Source organism: Eubacteriales bacterium, from assembly GCA_041390245.1.
Classification (GTDB): domain Bacteria; phylum Bacillota; class Clostridia; order Christensenellales; family JAWKQI01; genus JAWKQI01.
The window spans coordinates 14663-30980 of record JAWKQI010000002.1; the positions used below are offsets into that span (position 1 = coordinate 14663).

The following is a 16318-nucleotide window of genomic DNA, read 5'->3' on the forward strand; positions in this document are numbered from 1 at the left end:
AAATGTCTAATTTAACACCTAAGGAGATTGTGACAGAACTTGACAGGTATATAATAGGTCAAGACAAAGCTAAAAAAGCAGTTGCCATTGCCCTTAGAAATAGATATAGAAGGAGTTTATTAAATAAAGATATACAGGATGAAATAACTCCTAAAAATATAATAATGGTGGGGCCTACAGGCGTCGGCAAAACCGAAATAGCAAGGCGCTTGTCCAAACTTATGAAAGCTCCTTTTATAAAAGTTGAAGCTACGAAATTTACAGAAGTTGGATATGTTGGCAGAGACGTAGAATCTATGGTACGTGATTTAGTCGAGGCCTCTATCCGCATGGTAAAGATGAATAGGATGGAATCCGTTAAGGAAAAGGCGGAGAGGATGGCAAACGAGCGGCTGTTAAGCATCTTGGTCCCATCCAAAAGGAACGAGCCTACCCCGCAAAACGCATTCAATATGCTGTTTAACCAGCCGCAGATTGCGCCGTCTACTGAAACTGAAGAAGAAAAAGCCAAAACGCTTACACGCCGCCAGCAGGTAAGAAAAGATTTGGAGCAAGGCAAGCTGGAAGATACTATAATCGAAATCGAAGTTGAAGACAGTGCACAGCTCGGCTTTGAAATAGCAGGTATCGGCGCAGACATGAACATCGGCGAGATGTTAGGAGGTATCCTTCCTAAAAAAACTAAAAAAAGAAAAGTTTCAATTTCAGATGCGAGAAAAATTTTAATACAGCAGGAAGCTGATAAATTGATAGATATGGATGAGGTAATCCAAACGGCAATAGACAGGGCGGAACAGCACGGCATCATATTTATAGACGAAATAGATAAAATAGCCGGAAAAACTATGGGGCAAGGGCCAGACGTTTCGCGCGAAGGCGTTCAAAGAGACATTTTGCCGATAGTTGAAGGGTCCACTGTTGTTACAAAGTACGGGCCGGTAAAAACGGATTATATGCTGTTTATAGCGGCAGGAGCGTTCCATATCTCCAAAGTAAGTGACTTGATTCCGGAGCTGCAAGGGCGTTTTCCTATAAAAGTAGAGCTTAAAAACCTTACGAGAGAGGATTTTAAGAAAATTTTAGTACAGCCGGATAATGCCATAATCAAGCAGTACCAGGCGCTTTTAAAAACAGAGGGAGTAGACTTGTCTTTTACCGACGATTCATTGGAAGCAATTGCTACGTACGCCGAGATAGTTAATGAAAGCACTGAAAATATAGGGGCGCGGCGGCTTCATACAATGCTTGAAAACTTATTGGAGGATATTTCTTACAATGCCTGCAATATGGATACGCAAATTGAGATAGTTGTAGACGAAAATTATGTCAAAGAACATCTAAAGAACGAAATTAAAGATACCGATTTGCAAAAATTTATTTTATAATATATCTGTATTTTTAAAATTAAATAAAGTTAAGAGGAAAACAGGATTGAAAAAACAAAGATCATCATTAAAGATAATACCGCTCGGCGGTATAGGCGAAGTCGGCAAGAATATGACTGTTATAGAATATGAAAATGACATTATAGTCATAGACAGCGGCCTGCTGTTCCCAAGAGAAGATATGCTAGGAGTCGACTATGTAATACCAGACACTACGTACCTTGAAAAAAACAAGGATAAGGTAAGGGCGCTAATAATTACACATGGCCATGAAGACCACATAGGCGCTATACCTTATATAATAGATAAATTAAACGTCCCGATATATGGAACAAAGCTGACATTGGCACTTATAGAAGCAAAACTTGAAGAATATAACGTAAGATGCGAACTTAATAACATAGAAGCCGGATCCAAAATAAAATTCGGTTGTTTTGGAGTGGAGGCTATAAAAGTAAGCCACAGTATCGATGGTGCTTTGGGGTTTGCGATAACTACGCCGGTTGGCCTTATCGTTCACACCGGAGATTTCAAGATAGATTACACTCCTATAGATGGTAAAATAATGGATTTAAACAGGCTTGGTGAACTTGGCAACAAAGGTGTTTTAGCTCTGTTATCAGACAGTACCAATGCAGAGAACCCCGGGTTTACTTGTTCTGAAAAAATAGTAGGAGAGACTTTTGACAGCTTTTTTAAACTGGCTACAGGCAGGATAATAGTTGCGACTTTTGCCTCAAATGTATATAGGCTGCAGCAAGTTGCAGATGCTGCAAAGACGTATAACAGAAAAGTATGCCTTGTTGGCAGAAGTATGCTTAAAATAGCCAATATCGCACAGAATCTTGGATATTTAGACATCGATGACGATTTATTCGTAAGCGTAGACGATATACATAAAATACCGGATAAACAACTGCTCATCTTAACGACAGGAAGCCAAGGCGAGACTATGTCCGGCCTTGTCAGGATGGCAGCAGGCGAACACCCGAAAATCATGATAAAAAAAGGGGATATGGTAATAATATCCTCAACACCGATTCCCGGAAACGAACGGTATGTATCAGACGTCATAAATATGTTATATAGAAAAGGCGCGCTTGTATTAAATGAAAGCCGTGCAGACGTCCATGTTTCAGGGCATGCCTGCCAGGAAGAGCTAAAGCTAATAATCGCGCTTACTAAGCCAAAGTTTTTTATACCAGTTCATGGCGAATACAGGCATCTTTTCAGCCATGCCGCTATTGCAAAAAAACTTGGCATACCGGAAAAAAATATATTTATACCTGAAATTGGAAAGGTTATTGAAATAAACAGAAAATTTGCAACTTTAGGCGCATCGGTGCCGTCTGGCGGAGTATTGATAGACGGCCTTGGTATCGGCGACGTTGGCAACGCCGTATTACGGGACAGGCGTGTTCTTTCTCAGGACGGGTTGCTTATAGTCATAGCTACGGTTTCAAAGGAAACTGGCCAGCTGGTTTCATCGCCGGAAATAATATCCCGCGGATTCGTATATACGTGAGTCTGAAGACTTGATGGACCAGGCAAAAGCTGTGGTTGTAAAAGTATTAGACGATTGTTCTAGAAAAATGATAACAGAAAGAACGGCTGTAAAGGGAAAACTGAAAAGAGAATTGAGAGACATTTTATACGATAAAACTAAAAGGACTCCAATGTTATTACCGATAATCATTGAAATTTAAGGAGGTTTTTAATAATGTATATCTATGATAAAGCAAATGAATTGGCTTCACTTATTAAAGAAAGTGATGAATTTACTAAATATAAGCAGCTTAAGGACAAAATATACGAAGATGAAACTACCAAGTCTCTTGTAAAAGAGTATAAAAAGCTTCAATTTGAAGCACAGGCGAGCTATATGACTGGCAAACAGCCTGAAAATGAACTTATTGAAAAACTAAAAAAGGTTGGCGAAGTGCTTCAGTTTAATAATGATGTTTCCGAGTATTTTGCCGCAGAGTATAAACTTAATACTTTAATTGGAGATATTTATAAAATTTTGGGTGATGCATGCGACGTAAGCCTGGATTTTATGGATTAAAGAGGCGATTTAAATGGCAAAAATATATCATCTGAAAGATGAGACCATTTCCCTTAAACTAAATAAAGATAAAGATGACAATGTAAAAAACGATGATTTTAAAGTTGGTGAAAAAATCGGGCAAAAAGAAAAAACGCCTAAAAAAAAGCTGCCGCCGTATGCAATGTTAGGCATCTCTTTTGCTATTGCAATCGTTATATTTGTACTTGGATTCTTGATGATAAGAAACATGATATATTTGCCTGTAGATTTATTTAACGATACTGCTGTTCAAGTTGAGATACCAAAAGGCTCCTCGGTATCCAAAATAGCATCTATATTGGAAGAAAAAGGGTTAATTAGGAATGGAACAGTATTTAAATTTTATGTAGACTTTTCAGACGCTGCTTCTAAACTCAGGGCCGGCACGTATTTCCTCTCAAAAAACATGACGATGAAAGATATAATGTTCCTGTTAAGCCAGGGCAGCGATGAAGGGCTGGTTACTACATTTACAGTAACAGAGGGCTCTACCGTGGAAGATATAGCGAATATCTTGCTCGACGAGGGTATCCTGACTTCAAGCGATGAATTTTTAGAACTCGCAAAATCAGGCGAAAGTTATTCTGATTATAGTTTTATAGCGGATTTAAGCGACACAGGAACAGAACCGGAAGATGGTTCAGACGACTCTGCTGCTTCATCTGAAATTCAGTATTCAAACGGTAGCGCAAAATATGCACTTGAAGGCTATTTATTCCCGGATACTTATGAGATATATACAGATTCTAGTGCCGATACCATAATAAAAAAGATGTTGAACCGTTTCCCGCAGATATTTAATGACGTATATCTGGCAAGGGCAGAAGAGCTTAATATGTCTATAAATGACGTAGTTATACTTGCTTCTATTATAGAGCGCGAAGGAAAGACAAAAGATTTCAAAAAGATATCCGCTGTATTCCATAATCGGCTTGAAAAAGGCATGTCACTTGAGTCTTGTGCTACGGTACAATACATTTTAGGTACTAGAAAACTATATTTGTCTGACGCAGATATATCAATAGATTCGCCTTATAATACTTACAAGTATGCCGGCCTGCCTGTTGGTGCAATATGCAACCCAGGTAAAAGTGCTATTGAAGCGGCGCTTTATCCGGATGAAACGTATCTTAAAGAAAAGTACCTGTATTTCTGCACGGCAGACCCGTCTACCGGTGAGCTTGTGTTTGCAAAGACCTTAAAAGAACACCAGGAGAATACTGCTAAATACAAAGATTTATGGATTGAATATGATAACAGCAACGAAGAATGATCCTAATTTAAAAATTGAACTTCTAGCACCCGCCGGCTCAGATGAAAGTCTTAGGTCGGCGCTTAAATTTGGGGCCGATGCCGTCTATTTAGGCGGGACCAACTTTGGGCTGAGGGCTTTTGCCCAAAATTTTGACATTCAACAGCTAAATGATGCCGTATCCTTAGTGCATTCTCAAAACAAAAAAATTTATTTAACAGCAAATGCGGCGTTTTATGATGAGGATTTTAAAAAGTTCGAGAGTTACGTAAAAGAAGTTGAGGCAATTGGTGTAGATGCGCTTATCGTATCCGATCCCGGAGCAATTTCATTTATTAAAGACATTGCCCCTGATATTCAAATACATTTAAGCACGCAGGCGAATACGACCAATTCTAAATCAGCTTCTTTCTGGCATAAAAACGGTGTTAAGCGTATAGTACTTGCACGTGAAATGTCTATCGAACAAATAAAGCGCCTAAGAGAAAACACGCCTGAAACTCTTGATTTGGAGGCCTTCGTACATGGTGCCATGTGTATATCCTATTCCGGGCGGTGCCTTTTAAGCAGCGTTTTAACCGGCAGGAGCGGAAATTTAGGCGAATGTGCGCAGCCATGCAGATGGGAATATTACCTATATGAAAAAGGTTATCCTGGCCAATATTTTCCCATATCCGAAGACGAACGTGGGACTTACATATTAAATTCAAAAGACTTGATGATGATCGAGCATTTAGGCAAATTACTTAATGCAGGCGTTTCATCTTTTAAAATAGAGGGCAGGATGAAATCCGCCTATTATGTTGCCTGCACTGTCGGTGCATACAGGAGGGCCATCGACGACATGTTGAATGGCAAAGAATTTGACAAGTCTCTCCTTGAAAATTTATACGACTCTGGAACACGCGATTTTACAACCGGATTTTATTTTGGCAATCCTTATTTAAAAGGGCAGCAAACTGAGCGGGATATTGCAATACCTAACCAATTATTTGCGGCAAAAGTTTTGGAATATGATTCTGAAAATGGTCTAGTTAAGATAGAACAAAGAAATAAGTTTTTAGTCGGCGATACTCTGGCAGTTATATCACCGAATATTACAGGTAAATTTATAGTTGAGACTATTAAGACTGAAGATGGTATTTTTCTAGATGCGGCACCGCATCCAAAGCAGATACTATATATAAATTGCCCGTTTAAATTAAATGATGGAGACTTATTGAAGAAAAGCGTATAGCAGTAATTTTACGTCTTCAAAAAACTTATATAGTTGTAAAGTGTTAGTTATTTGTATATAATGAATACGCTTTTTTAATAATTTTACTTATTGACGGGAGATAAAATTTGAGTGAAGTGAAAAATAAAGTCCTGTCTTCTCTTGTATGGAAGTTACTGGAGCGCGGTGGGACACAAGGAATACAGCTGATAATATCAATAGTATTGGCAAGGCTTCTTTCACCTGAAGATTACGGAATAATTGCTTTGATAACAGTATTTATAGTTATCGCTAATATTTTTGTTCAATCTAGCTTTAACAATGCACTAATTCAAAAAAAAGATGCGGATGAGGTAGATTTTTCATCTGTATTTTATTTGAGCTTTATTTTTACTATATTATTATATTTAATAATTTTCTTTTCAGCTCCTTTGATAGCAAGTTTTTACGATAAGCCAATTTTGATTCAAGTATTAAGAGTGTTGGCTTTGTCGCTGTTTTTATCTCCTTTCACTTCAATTCAGAATGCCTATATAGCAAAAAAAATGTTGTTTAAAATGTTATTTTTCAGTAGTTTAGGTTCCATAATAATATCTGGTTCTATAGGTATTTATTTAGCTTACAGCGGCTTTGGCGTATGGGCACTAGTATATCAGCAAATAGCCAGCCAAATCAGCATAACAATTATCCTTTGGTTTACCGTAAAATGGAGGCCAAAGCTTTTATTCTCCTTAAAAAAAGTTAAGGGTCTATTCTCCTATGGCTGGAAAATATTAGTTTCTTCTATAATCAACAGATTAGATTGGGATTTGCGCAGCCTTGTTATAGGTAAAATGTATAACGCAAGCATGCTTGGATATTTTAACCGTGGGATACAGGTCCCAGAACTTATTGCCACTAATATGGATTCTTCGATACAACCGGTATTGTTCCCTGTTCTGGCAAATGAACAGGATGACAAAAAAAGGGTTAAAGAAATAGTCAGGCGCACTATAGTCACGAGTTCTTTTATTATTTTCCCGGCCATGATAGGGCTTGCTGCTATTTCCGAGCCTTTTGTAAGGATATTACTGACAGATAAATGGTTACCGTCAGTTCCATTTATGCAAATATTCTGCATAAGTTATGCTATTACTCCCATACATACCGCAAATTTACAGGCTATAAATGCCTTGGGGAGAAGTGATATCTTTTTAAAATTAGAAATAATCAAGAGATCTATAAGTTTTGTAATATTAATCATTACTATGTTTATAGGTATTTATGCTATGGCGATTGGTATACTTATAAGCGGAATAATCTCGGCCTTTGTCAATATATACCCAAATAAAAAGCTGCTTAATTATAGCTATGCCGAGCAGGCAAAAGATATTTTTCCTTCTTTGTTTATATCACTAATAATGGGAATAGCAGTATATAGAATAAATTTCCTAGAACTTGAACCAATGTTAATTTTAATAATTCAAATAGTGCTAGGTGTAACTATATACGTAGGGCTGGCTAAAATATTTAAATTCGAATGTTTTACTTACCTGCTTACTTCACTAAAAGACTTTTTCAAGAAGAGAAAAAAGGTGGCTTAATCAGTCAAAAATTTAATATAAAATACGGACAGACAACTAATGGTCTTTAAAAGCATAGGTATTATCGTACTCAATTTTACGGAGGCGACTATGATTTTAGAGATCTTTTCATTTTTAAAAGGGTTAACTTTTCTAGCCGGATATTTTTCAGAGGGAAAGTCATTTCCGATGCCGCTTTCTCTGGAAGATGAAAAAAAGTATCTGTGCCTTATGTGCCGTGGCGATGAGGATGCGAGAAATATATTAATAGAACATAATCTTCGTTTAGTTGCGCATATTGCAAAAAAATACGACAATCTCAATATAGACAACGACGATTTGATTTCCATAGGTACTATAGGGCTTATAAAAGCGGTCAACACCTTTGATCCTAATAAAAAAATACGCTTAGTAAGCTACGCTTCACGGTGTATTGAAAACGAAATACTGATGTCAGTTAGGGCACTAAAGAGAAAAAACAGCGAAATATCCTTAAACGATCAAATAGGCGTTGATAAAGAAGGCGTTGAAATAGCACTTATAGATATCATATCCACTAAAGATGAAAATGTAATAGACGAAGTAAACTTAAAGCTGGAAATAGAAAAGCTGTATGCGCTTATAAACAAAACGCTTACAAGCAGGGAAAGAACCGTTATAGAGCTTAGATATGGCATACACTACAAAAAGGGTTATACGCAAAGAGAGATAGCTCAAAAACTGGGTATTTCGCGCTCCTATGTATCCAGGATAGAAAGCAGGGCACTTAAAAAGCTGGCATTTGAGTTTAAAGATAACAAACAAGGGTGGGATTAAACTACCCTTGTTTGTTTTTAATAAAAATCTTTACGTATAGGTAAACAAAAGTTTGTTTAAAGATAGATGTTGTAGTAAAATAAATAAAAACCCATAAAAGAAAGACGGGGTAACCACATGATAAGATTTGGGCCTTCAGGGAATTCAGAAGAGTTTTATGCCGACGGATATAATCATACGTATGAGGCCATGAAATGGATATACGATAAGGGTTTAAATGCTTACGAATATTCATTTGGCAGGGGTGTAAGGATAAATAGCGAAACCGCAGCAAAGATAAAAGATGAAGTTAAAAAGTATGGTATTGCCATAAGCGCACATGCCCCGTACTATATAAATCTAGCGACAACAGACGAAACTAAGGCGAAAAATAATATAGGATACATTCTATCATCTGCTTCTGCAGTCAAGATGATGGGTGGCAACCGAGTTATAATCCATCCTGGGACAAGCGCCGGGATAGACAGGGAAGTAGCATTTACGACTATACACAGTAAATTTAGGGAAATAATAAAGATACTGGATGGCGAGGGATTTGAAGATATACTATTATGCCCTGAAACAATGGGCAAAATAAATCAAGTAGGCACACTTGAAGAAGTAGTCAAGCTTTGCCAAATAGACATGCGTATAATACCGACAATTGATTTTGGCCACCTTTATGCAAGGACTCTTGGCGGCATACAAGGCGAAGAAGATTATATAGCGATTTTAGACTTTATAGAAAAAGAACTTGGCAGTAAAAGGGCATCTATCATACATTGCCACTTCAGTAAAATAGAATTTACTCAAAGCGGCGAAAAAAAGCATCTGACATTTGAAAGCAAAGAGTTCGGGCCGGATTTCAAGCCACTTATGAAGCAATTTGCCCTGCGCGACATGTCGCCGGTCGTCATATGCGAATCAAAGGGGACTATGGCAAAAGACGCCTTAGCTATGAAGAAGGCCTATGAGGAGTACAAAAAGCTTATATGACCAATTTAAGGATAAAAAATCTTTCTGAAATTTATGATAGTCAAGCGGCGTTTTTACTTTGCGGCCCTAATAACGTACGGTATTTTTCCGGATACACGGGAGAAGAAAGCGTAATAGTAATTTATGGTGATAAAAGGTTTTTCATAACTGATTTCAGGTATATCGAACAAGCTAAAAAACAGGTTTTAGGGTTTGATATAGTTATGACACAGGGTAAATCCGCAATAAAGACGGCAATAGAAATAATACTTTATATAAAAGCTGAAAAATTAGCCATAGACGAAAATAAAATTACAGCCGGAGAATACCTGCTTTTAAAAGATAGTTTATCAGATATAGAAATTTTTCCATGTGAAGATGAAATAAATAAGATAAGATCTATTAAAGACGAAAACGAAATCTCAATAATCAGCAAAGCAGCTAGGAAAAATGACGAGTTCTTTGAAAAGATTTTAAATTTCATAAAGCCTGGCGTTTCAGAAAACGATTTAAAAGCCGAGCTTTATTATATGATGCACAAAGATGGGCTTGATATAGCTTTTAATGCAATAATAGCATCAGGAGAAAACTCATCTCTGCCTCATGCGCAGTGTTCTGGCAGGAAAATACAAACCGGTGATTTCATTACATTTGATTTTGGCTGCAAAAAAGACGGATATTGTTCTGATTTTACAAGGACTGTTGCCGTCGGCAGTATATCAGACCAACAGAAAAGGGTCTATGAAGTAGTAAGGGAAGCTAATAAGCTTGCATTTGATTCATTTAGATTAGGCATGAAGGCAAGTAAATTAGATGATATTGCCAGAAACTATATCAAAGAAGCAGGATATGAAAAGCAATTCGGGCATAGTTTAGGCCATGGAGTTGGCCTGGACATTCATGAGCTTCCGAGAATAAGCTCTCTTTCAGATATGGTTTTAACCGAGGGTATGGTCTTTACTATAGAACCGGGAATTTATATCGAGGGTAAATTTGGCGTTAGGATTGAAGATATCTGCGCCATTAAAAATGAAAAACTGGTAAGTTTGAGTATTGCTAACAGACAACTTATTATAGTATAATAAATACCAGTAAACTTGGAGGTAAATACTTATGATTTCAGCCGGCGATTTTAGAAAAGGCGTTACAATTGAAATTGACGGCCAGGTTTGGACAATTGTTGACTTTCAGCATGTAAAACCAGGTAAAGGCGCGGCATTTGTCCGCACAAAGATTAAAAATATTATGTCAGGCAATGTTCTTGAAAAGACGTTTAACCCAACTGAAAAATTCCCTAAAGCCCATGTAGAGAAAAAAGAAATGCAGTATCTTTACAATGATGGCGAATTATATTATTTCATGGATAACGAAACATACGAGCAGCTTCCGCTTAACCGTGAAAAAGTAGCAGAGGCTTTGCCCTACATGAAAGAAAATATGAGTGTAGATATAAAGTTCTTTAAAGGCGATGCATTTTCTGTTGAACCTCCTAACTTCGTAGAACTGGAGATAGTAGAAACAGAGCCCGGTTTTAAAGGTGATACGGCAACATCCGGGAACAAACCTGCCATCGTTGAAACCGGTGCTAAAATAATGGTCCCGTTGTTTGTAAGCACAGGAGATGTAATAAGGATAGATACACGTACAGGCGAATACATGGAACGCGTATAGTAAAATTTAATTAAATTTTAAAGAGGCTTTAAAAAGCCTCTTTTTTGTTATATTTTTTTCAGGGTTAACGTATACATTAAAATATGAAAGAAGAGATATACGTATGTACGAAAAAAATATAAAAGAGGAACTTTATAAATATTTTCCGCCAGAAATAAAAAAAGCATTCACCTTAATCGATGACGTTTTAATAAACAGTGCGGAAGAAATAAGGTTTAGAATAAACGCGCCGCTTGTTATCTATACGAACGATCGACGGGTTTTTTTAACTAAACATGGCAAGCTGGTCTATGAGCCTGAAACGGCAATTAAGTGCCTCTCAGAGGACATATATGATATCTACTCTTCATTTACCAAACATTCAGCAATGGTGTTTTCAAATCAGCTTAAAAACGCATTTCTAACTATAGAAGGGGGATACAGAATAGGGATATCAGGAACAGGTATAATGCACGGAAGTAGCATAGTGGGCTTTAAGGATATCAGCGGTATAAATATAAGGATCCCAAGAGAAGTTCTCGGAGTATCAAATAAACTATTGCCTTTTATCTTAAATAAGGGACATGTTTTAAATACTTTAATCATATCTATGCCACAGATGGGGAAGACGACTCTTATAAGAGACGTAGCGAGAAATCTGTCCGGAGACAAGTACTGTAAAAAGGTTTGTATAGTCGACGAGCGGATGGAGATAGCCGCCGTAAACGAAGGAATTCCTGGATATAATGTTGGGCTTTATACCGACATAATAAACGGCATAAGCAAAGGGCAGGGCATACAAATGGCAATACGCGCGCTTTCCCCAGACGTAGTTATTACAGACGAACTGGGCGATGCAGCGGATACTGCGGCCATAAGTGAATGTATAAATTGCGGTGTCAGCTTTGTAACTACGGCACACGCCGCATCTATAAAACAGCTAACTTCAAGGCAGAACTTTAAGAAGATGATAGAAAAAAAGTTTTTTTCAAGATACGCGCTTTTAGGAGACAGCCTAGGGCGTGCTACTTTGGAACAGGTCCTAGACGAGGATTTAAACCAGTTAAACTGCGGTGCAATTGCGCTTAACGGAGGATAAATATATGCTTAAGTTTTTGCTGTGCATAGGTATAATTGCTCTTTGCGGATATATTGGGCAGATAAACTCTAAGAAATATACTTACAGGTTAAAAGCCTTAAGCGACTTTAAAGAAGTCATATATCTTATGGATTGTGATATAAGGCAGCAGATGTATCCGCTTGACGTAGCGCTTAAAAGGCGCGCGGAGATGTCTGATAAATATTTGGCCGGGTTTTTAAACGAATGCGCACAAAAAATAAATACTAATCCGAATGAAAGGTTTGAAGACATATGGAAGGCGGCTGTTTCAAACTACAAAGATAAAAGCGATTTTTTACTTTCTCTAAATAAAGAGGAAATGAAACTTATAATGCAGACCGGAAAACGGCTAGTATTTGACTCAGACTCTTCAAAAGGCATAAACGCAATTATCAATGATTACGAATTAAAGATAAAAAAGCTTTCTGATATTGCACCCGGAAAGCAGAAACTGATAAATGCACTAAGTTTATTCGGCGGATTTCTACTTGTGATTTTAATTATTTAAAAAGCGGAGGAGCTTATTAACATGAATATAGACATAGTTTTTAAAATTGCGGCAATAGGCATATTAATCGCTGTTTTAAACCAGCTTTTGATTCGTTCCGGAAGGGAAGACATGGCTACTATGGCAACGATAGCAGGGCTTGTCATAGTGCTTCTGATGGTCGTAAACATGGTAAGCGACCTATTTACAAGCATAAAGCAAATATTTGAACTATATTGATATGGATATCATAAAAATAGTTTTAATAGGTATTTTAGCAGCGGCTTTTATTCTAACGATAAAATCCAAGCAGCCGGAAATAGCATTTCAGATAAGTATAGTATCGGGGCTTATAATATTCATTTTCATAGTAAATTATTTATCCGGCAGTGTTGAATATATAAAGGAGATAGTAAGTGAATTCAACATACCGATAAGCAACATAACTATCGTTTTAAAAATTATAGGCGTTTCATACATATGTGAATTTGCAACACAGATTCTAAATGATGCAGGGGAGAAGTCTACCGCATCTTTGGTCGAGCTGTCCGGCAGAGTAGTGATAATAGCTATGACTCTTCCGCTCTTAAGTGCATTTATAGAAATGGTTACAGGGTTACTATGAGAAAAAGATGTTTAATTGTATTAATACTGATGATATCAATTCTGGCTTTTTGTCTTTTTATGAGCCAAGCCAGCGGCGAAACGGATGAAGATGACATAGACGAACAGCTTGAAGAAGAACTAAATAATAATATAGATTCTTCGCTTGATTCCCTTGATTTAAGTGAAATAGAAGATTTTTATAATGAACAGGGAAATATAGGCATCTTTACTGAGGACAAGGACTTAAAGACGCTGATAAGCGATTTCGCCTCCGGTAAAATGTTCGTAGACTATGACAACATCTTTGAATTTATAGTAGACAGTGTTTTTTCAGGGATAAAAAATACGCTTCCGATAATAGTGCAGATAATGATCATATCCATACTGTTTGCTATTTTATCTGGTTTTAGCCCAGCCTTTGGCAAAGAAGGGGTATCCGGTATCGCATACTGGGCCGAGTATCTTTTAATATGCGGGATATGTTTAGGCGCATTTATAAGCATGTTTAACCAGGGAATAACGATAATAGACGGGCTTTCTTCGTTTTCAACTAACTTTTTCCCGGTTATGTATCTGCTGCTTACCATGATAGGTGGTATCTCGACCACTAACCTATTAAAACCGGCAACGACGATAATAACCGGTGGCATAAGTGCTTTTATAAAAACATTCATACTTCCATTGTTGCTTATTATGTGCGTAATGATAATAATAAGTACTTTTTCAAAAACCGTAAAGTTAAACAGCTTTACAGGTGTAGCAAAAAGTATTATAAAGTGGTCCCTTGGCATCGTATTCATAATTTTTATAGGGTTTATATCGCTCCAAGGGCTTATAGGCGGAACCTTCGACGGGGTATCTATAAAAGCCGCAAAATATACTATTGATAAGGTTGTACCTGTAATAGGCGGTATGCTCTCTGACACTGTTGATATGATGGTAGTTAGTTCGGCTCTTATAAAAAATGCACTTGGAGTTGCCGGCATTATCATGATACTTGGGATCACGTTTATCCCGGCTGTAAACCTGCTGGCACAGTATTTTGTCTTTAGAATAGCGGCAGCCGTTATAAAACCCATTTCAGATAACAGTGTATCTGAGCTGTTGCACGGTATGTCTGAAGCATTCATGTATCTTCTGGCTGTTGTAGCAACGGTCGGTGTCATATTTATTGCAAGTATATCAATGGTAATGAGTGCCGGTAATATGAACTTGATGTTGAGGTAAATCATGAGCAGTTTTTTTTCAGAATGGCTGATGAGTTTTGCAGTGCTTGCAGTGCTGTCTGCACTGCTTGAGGGGATATTGCCTTCTTCCAATATAAAAAAATACGTCCGGTATGCAATTTCGCTTCTTGTTATCATGATGTTTTTATCTCCAATAATAAATCTGATAAAAAGCGACGGAGAGGGATTAGATATCGATTTTTCATCTTCTCCCGAAATTAAATATGAAGAAATTGATATGTCAAAATATAAAGATTATATATATGAGTCATATAATCTCGATGAAGAAAATAAAAATTAATAAATAAACTTGTTACGGAGGAGAAAGTGGAAATAGTAAGTAAAGCCAAGGAGCTTATTGATAAGTACAAGAAACTAAACTCCAAAAAAAAGACGTACTATATTGCAATAATAATTATTATAGCAGTTATACTGGTGATTTATTTTTCGTCGTTTTGGCCGGCAGAAACAACCAGCGAGGAATCAACAGCCGAAGCCGAAGTTACAAGCGAATCTTCAGCCGATGACTATGAACAGCAAATAAAAGAGGACCTTGAAAGTACACTGTCTAAAATAAGCGGCGCGGGTGAAGTAACGGTTATGATCACCTATGAAACGAGCGAAGAAATCGTTCCTGCTATTGTCACGGATAAGCAAACGACGAATACGTCAGATTCAAGCGACAGTTCTGATAAAACTTCTCAGACGGAAAACGAAGAATCTGAAGTTGTTAAAATTCAAAACGGCAGCGATGAAGAAGCTTTGATAATCACTCAAAAACTGCCGAAAGTTCTAGGCGTAATAGTTATAGCGGAAGGCGCAAATGACATAGCAGTTCGTCTTAACCTGCAAAGAGCTGTTCAAACTATTATGGGAGTTGAGGCACAAAAGGTAGAAATTTTTGAAATGAGTAAATAAAGGAGAATAAGATGAAGAACGCAAAAAAATACATTTTAGTAGTTTTGTTAGTAGCTGTTGTGTTTGGGGCTGGTTACTTAAACTATCGTTTGGGGCTAGATAATACAAGCGCCACTGATACTATGGAAAGCGTAGAAAGCAGTGAAATTGCGTCGGATACATCCACTGACGGAGATACGGCTACCTCAGTATCAGCAAGTTACTTTGAAAAATATAAAGCAAACCGCGAGACTACAAGACAACAGGAAATTTCTTATCTTGAATCAATTATTGCGGACGAGAAGAGCGATGAAGATATTTTGGCAGACGCAAAAGCCCAACAACTTGAAATAGTGAACTCAATGGAAAAGGAATTAACTTTAGAAGGGCTTTTAAGCGCCAAGGGTTTCGGGGAAACTTTAGTAACAGTGCAGACCGGATCTGTTAATGTCGTGGTCCAGACAGATAGCATAACAGAAGAGCAGGTTGCCCAGATATTGGATATAGTTCAAACAGAAACGAATGAGCCGGCAAAAAACATTAAAATAATACCTCAGGTCAAATAATAAATTTACAAATCGGCAAGAATAGTATATAATTACACTAAATTGGAGGTATTATTATGTCCGAAAATAATTATAATTTAAAACAGGAAAAGAATGGCAGTATCACTTTCGCAAATGATGTTGTTGCAACTATAGCAGGGCTCGCAGCTACAGAAATAGATGGCATTGCCGCAATGAGCGGCGGTATAATCGGCGGTATTGCAGAAATGCTCGGCCGAAAGAACTTGACTAAAGGGGTTAAGGTTGAAATCACTCAGGATAAAGTAAAAGTTGATTTGTTTGTTGTAGTTGATTATGGCGTAGAAATACATAAAGTTTGTGCAGCTGTTCAAAAAAGTGTGAAAAAAGCTATTGAGACAATGACGGGGCTTGAAGTCTCTGAAATAAATGTAAATGTTCAAGGCGTACGTATAGAAAAGCCTTCCGAAGATGTAGAAGAAAAATGATGTATTAAAATCAGCACTTTTAGAAACACTTCTTTAAAAGCGCTGATTT

At 37.3% G+C, this 16318-nt stretch carries 18 protein-coding genes and 1 pseudogene; all 19 read left to right on the top strand.

Features of this window, described 5'->3' with window-relative positions; genetic code table 11:
- The first annotated feature begins 2 nt into the window (after nt 1–2).
- The 19 genes and pseudogenes from hslU to R2876_03210 all read left to right on the top strand — a co-directional run bounded on the left by hslU (nt 3) and on the right by R2876_03210 (nt 16269).
- On the top strand, nt 3–1385 hold the full coding sequence (hslU, locus tag R2876_03120; protein ID MEZ4357609.1) for an ATP-dependent protease ATPase subunit HslU: 1383 nt from the start codon (nt 3–5) through the stop codon (nt 1383–1385).
- Nucleotides 1386–1431: 46 nt separating this feature from the next.
- A pseudogene (locus R2876_03125) lies at nt 1432–3091 on the top strand (ribonuclease J).
- A gap of 14 nt (nt 3092–3105) precedes the next feature.
- Nucleotides 3106–3450 carry a YlbF family regulator gene (locus R2876_03130; GenBank protein ID MEZ4357610.1) on the top strand — a complete coding sequence of 115 codons (345 nt, stop codon included), beginning with the start codon at nt 3106–3108 and terminating at the stop codon, nt 3448–3450.
- A 13-nt stretch (nt 3451–3463) separates the two neighbouring features.
- On the top strand, nt 3464–4744 hold the full coding sequence (gene mltG / locus R2876_03135; GenBank protein MEZ4357611.1) for an endolytic transglycosylase MltG: 1281 nt from the start codon (nt 3464–3466) through the stop codon (nt 4742–4744).
- Nucleotides 4722–5960 (top strand): U32 family peptidase, encoded by a 1239-nt coding sequence (locus tag R2876_03140; protein MEZ4357612.1) that lies wholly within the window; start codon nt 4722–4724, stop codon nt 5958–5960. The genes mltG and R2876_03140 overlap by 23 nt, the downstream gene beginning before the upstream one ends.
- Nucleotides 5961–6076: 116 nt before the next feature.
- Entirely contained in the window at nt 6077–7522 is a 1446-nt protein-coding gene (locus tag R2876_03145; protein MEZ4357613.1) for a lipopolysaccharide biosynthesis protein, read from the top strand.
- Nucleotides 7523–7612: 90 nt separating this feature from the next.
- Complete coding sequence (gene sigK, locus R2876_03150; protein ID MEZ4357614.1) at nt 7613–8317, top strand: RNA polymerase sporulation sigma factor SigK; 705 nt, start codon at nt 7613–7615, stop codon at nt 8315–8317.
- Nucleotides 8318–8434: 117 nt separating this feature from the next.
- Nucleotides 8435–9292, top strand: coding sequence for a TIM barrel protein (locus R2876_03155; GenBank protein MEZ4357615.1), 858 nt, complete (start codon nt 8435–8437; stop codon nt 9290–9292).
- Complete coding sequence (locus R2876_03160; protein ID MEZ4357616.1) at nt 9289–10353, top strand: aminopeptidase P family protein; 1065 nt, start codon at nt 9289–9291, stop codon at nt 10351–10353. The genes R2876_03155 and R2876_03160 overlap by 4 nt, the downstream gene beginning before the upstream one ends.
- Before the next feature lie 31 nt (nt 10354–10384).
- Nucleotides 10385–10942, top strand: coding sequence for an elongation factor P (gene efp / locus R2876_03165; protein MEZ4357617.1), 558 nt, complete (start codon nt 10385–10387; stop codon nt 10940–10942).
- 103 nt (nt 10943–11045) lie between these two features.
- Complete coding sequence (locus R2876_03170; GenBank protein MEZ4357618.1) at nt 11046–12020, top strand: stage III sporulation protein AA; 975 nt, start codon at nt 11046–11048, stop codon at nt 12018–12020.
- Between the two features lie 4 nt (nt 12021–12024).
- On the top strand, nt 12025–12549 hold the full coding sequence (locus R2876_03175; protein MEZ4357619.1) for a stage III sporulation protein AB: 525 nt from the start codon (nt 12025–12027) through the stop codon (nt 12547–12549).
- 21 nt (nt 12550–12570) lie between these two features.
- Nucleotides 12571–12768: a stage III sporulation protein AC gene (gene spoIIIAC, locus R2876_03180; protein ID MEZ4357620.1), complete on the top strand. Its 198-nt coding sequence runs from the start codon at nt 12571–12573 to the stop codon at nt 12766–12768.
- Between the two features lies 1 nt (nt 12769).
- The gene (locus tag R2876_03185) at nt 12770–13153 is read left to right on the top strand and encodes a SpoIIIAC/SpoIIIAD family protein (protein ID MEZ4357621.1); all 384 of its coding nucleotides are present in this window, start codon (nt 12770–12772) and stop codon (nt 13151–13153) included.
- Nucleotides 13150–14361 carry a stage III sporulation protein AE gene (locus R2876_03190; protein MEZ4357622.1) on the top strand — a complete coding sequence of 404 codons (1212 nt, stop codon included), beginning with the start codon at nt 13150–13152 and terminating at the stop codon, nt 14359–14361. Before R2876_03185 ends, R2876_03190 begins: the two co-directional genes overlap by 4 nt.
- Nucleotides 14362–14364: 3 nt before the next feature.
- The gene (locus R2876_03195; protein ID MEZ4357623.1) at nt 14365–14661 is read left to right on the top strand and encodes a stage III sporulation protein AF; all 297 of its coding nucleotides are present in this window, start codon (nt 14365–14367) and stop codon (nt 14659–14661) included.
- Between the two features lie 26 nt (nt 14662–14687).
- Nucleotides 14688–15278, top strand: coding sequence for a hypothetical protein (locus R2876_03200; GenBank protein MEZ4357624.1), 591 nt, complete (start codon nt 14688–14690; stop codon nt 15276–15278).
- A gap of 11 nt (nt 15279–15289) precedes the next feature.
- Complete coding sequence (locus tag R2876_03205; protein ID MEZ4357625.1) at nt 15290–15823, top strand: SpoIIIAH-like family protein; 534 nt, start codon at nt 15290–15292, stop codon at nt 15821–15823.
- Between the two features lie 56 nt (nt 15824–15879).
- Nucleotides 15880–16269: an Asp23/Gls24 family envelope stress response protein gene (locus R2876_03210; protein ID MEZ4357626.1), complete on the top strand. Its 390-nt coding sequence runs from the start codon at nt 15880–15882 to the stop codon at nt 16267–16269.
- The last annotated feature ends 49 nt before the right edge of the window (nt 16270–16318 follow it).

What these genes read in the sequence shown, in the direction of transcription:
- R2876_03210 (MEZ4357626.1), top strand. Translation starts at nt 15,880, where the DNA reads ATGTCCGAAAATAATTATAATTTAAAACAGGAAAAGAATGGCAGTATC.
- mltG (MEZ4357611.1), top strand. Translation starts at nt 3,464, where the DNA reads ATGGCAAAAATATATCATCTGAAAGATGAGACCATTTCCCTTAAACTA.
- R2876_03170 (MEZ4357618.1), top strand. Translation starts at nt 11,046, where the DNA reads ATGTACGAAAAAAATATAAAAGAGGAACTTTATAAATATTTTCCGCCA.
- R2876_03140 (MEZ4357612.1), top strand. Translation starts at nt 4,722, where the DNA reads ATGATAACAGCAACGAAGAATGATCCTAATTTAAAAATTGAACTTCTA.
- R2876_03185 (MEZ4357621.1), top strand. Translation starts at nt 12,770, where the DNA reads ATGGATATCATAAAAATAGTTTTAATAGGTATTTTAGCAGCGGCTTTT.
- R2876_03130 (MEZ4357610.1), top strand. Translation starts at nt 3,106, where the DNA reads ATGTATATCTATGATAAAGCAAATGAATTGGCTTCACTTATTAAAGAA.
- efp (MEZ4357617.1), top strand. Translation starts at nt 10,385, where the DNA reads ATGATTTCAGCCGGCGATTTTAGAAAAGGCGTTACAATTGAAATTGAC.
- R2876_03155 (MEZ4357615.1), top strand. Translation starts at nt 8,435, where the DNA reads ATGATAAGATTTGGGCCTTCAGGGAATTCAGAAGAGTTTTATGCCGAC.
- hslU (MEZ4357609.1), top strand. Translation starts at nt 3, where the DNA reads ATGTCTAATTTAACACCTAAGGAGATTGTGACAGAACTTGACAGGTAT.
- R2876_03195 (MEZ4357623.1), top strand. Translation starts at nt 14,365, where the DNA reads ATGAGCAGTTTTTTTTCAGAATGGCTGATGAGTTTTGCAGTGCTTGCA.
- spoIIIAC (MEZ4357620.1), top strand. Translation starts at nt 12,571, where the DNA reads ATGAATATAGACATAGTTTTTAAAATTGCGGCAATAGGCATATTAATC.
- sigK (MEZ4357614.1), top strand. Translation starts at nt 7,613, where the DNA reads ATGATTTTAGAGATCTTTTCATTTTTAAAAGGGTTAACTTTTCTAGCC.
- R2876_03160 (MEZ4357616.1), top strand. Translation starts at nt 9,289, where the DNA reads ATGACCAATTTAAGGATAAAAAATCTTTCTGAAATTTATGATAGTCAA.
- R2876_03205 (MEZ4357625.1), top strand. Translation starts at nt 15,290, where the DNA reads ATGAAGAACGCAAAAAAATACATTTTAGTAGTTTTGTTAGTAGCTGTT.
- R2876_03190 (MEZ4357622.1), top strand. Translation starts at nt 13,150, where the DNA reads ATGAGAAAAAGATGTTTAATTGTATTAATACTGATGATATCAATTCTG.
- R2876_03175 (MEZ4357619.1), top strand. Translation starts at nt 12,025, where the DNA reads ATGCTTAAGTTTTTGCTGTGCATAGGTATAATTGCTCTTTGCGGATAT.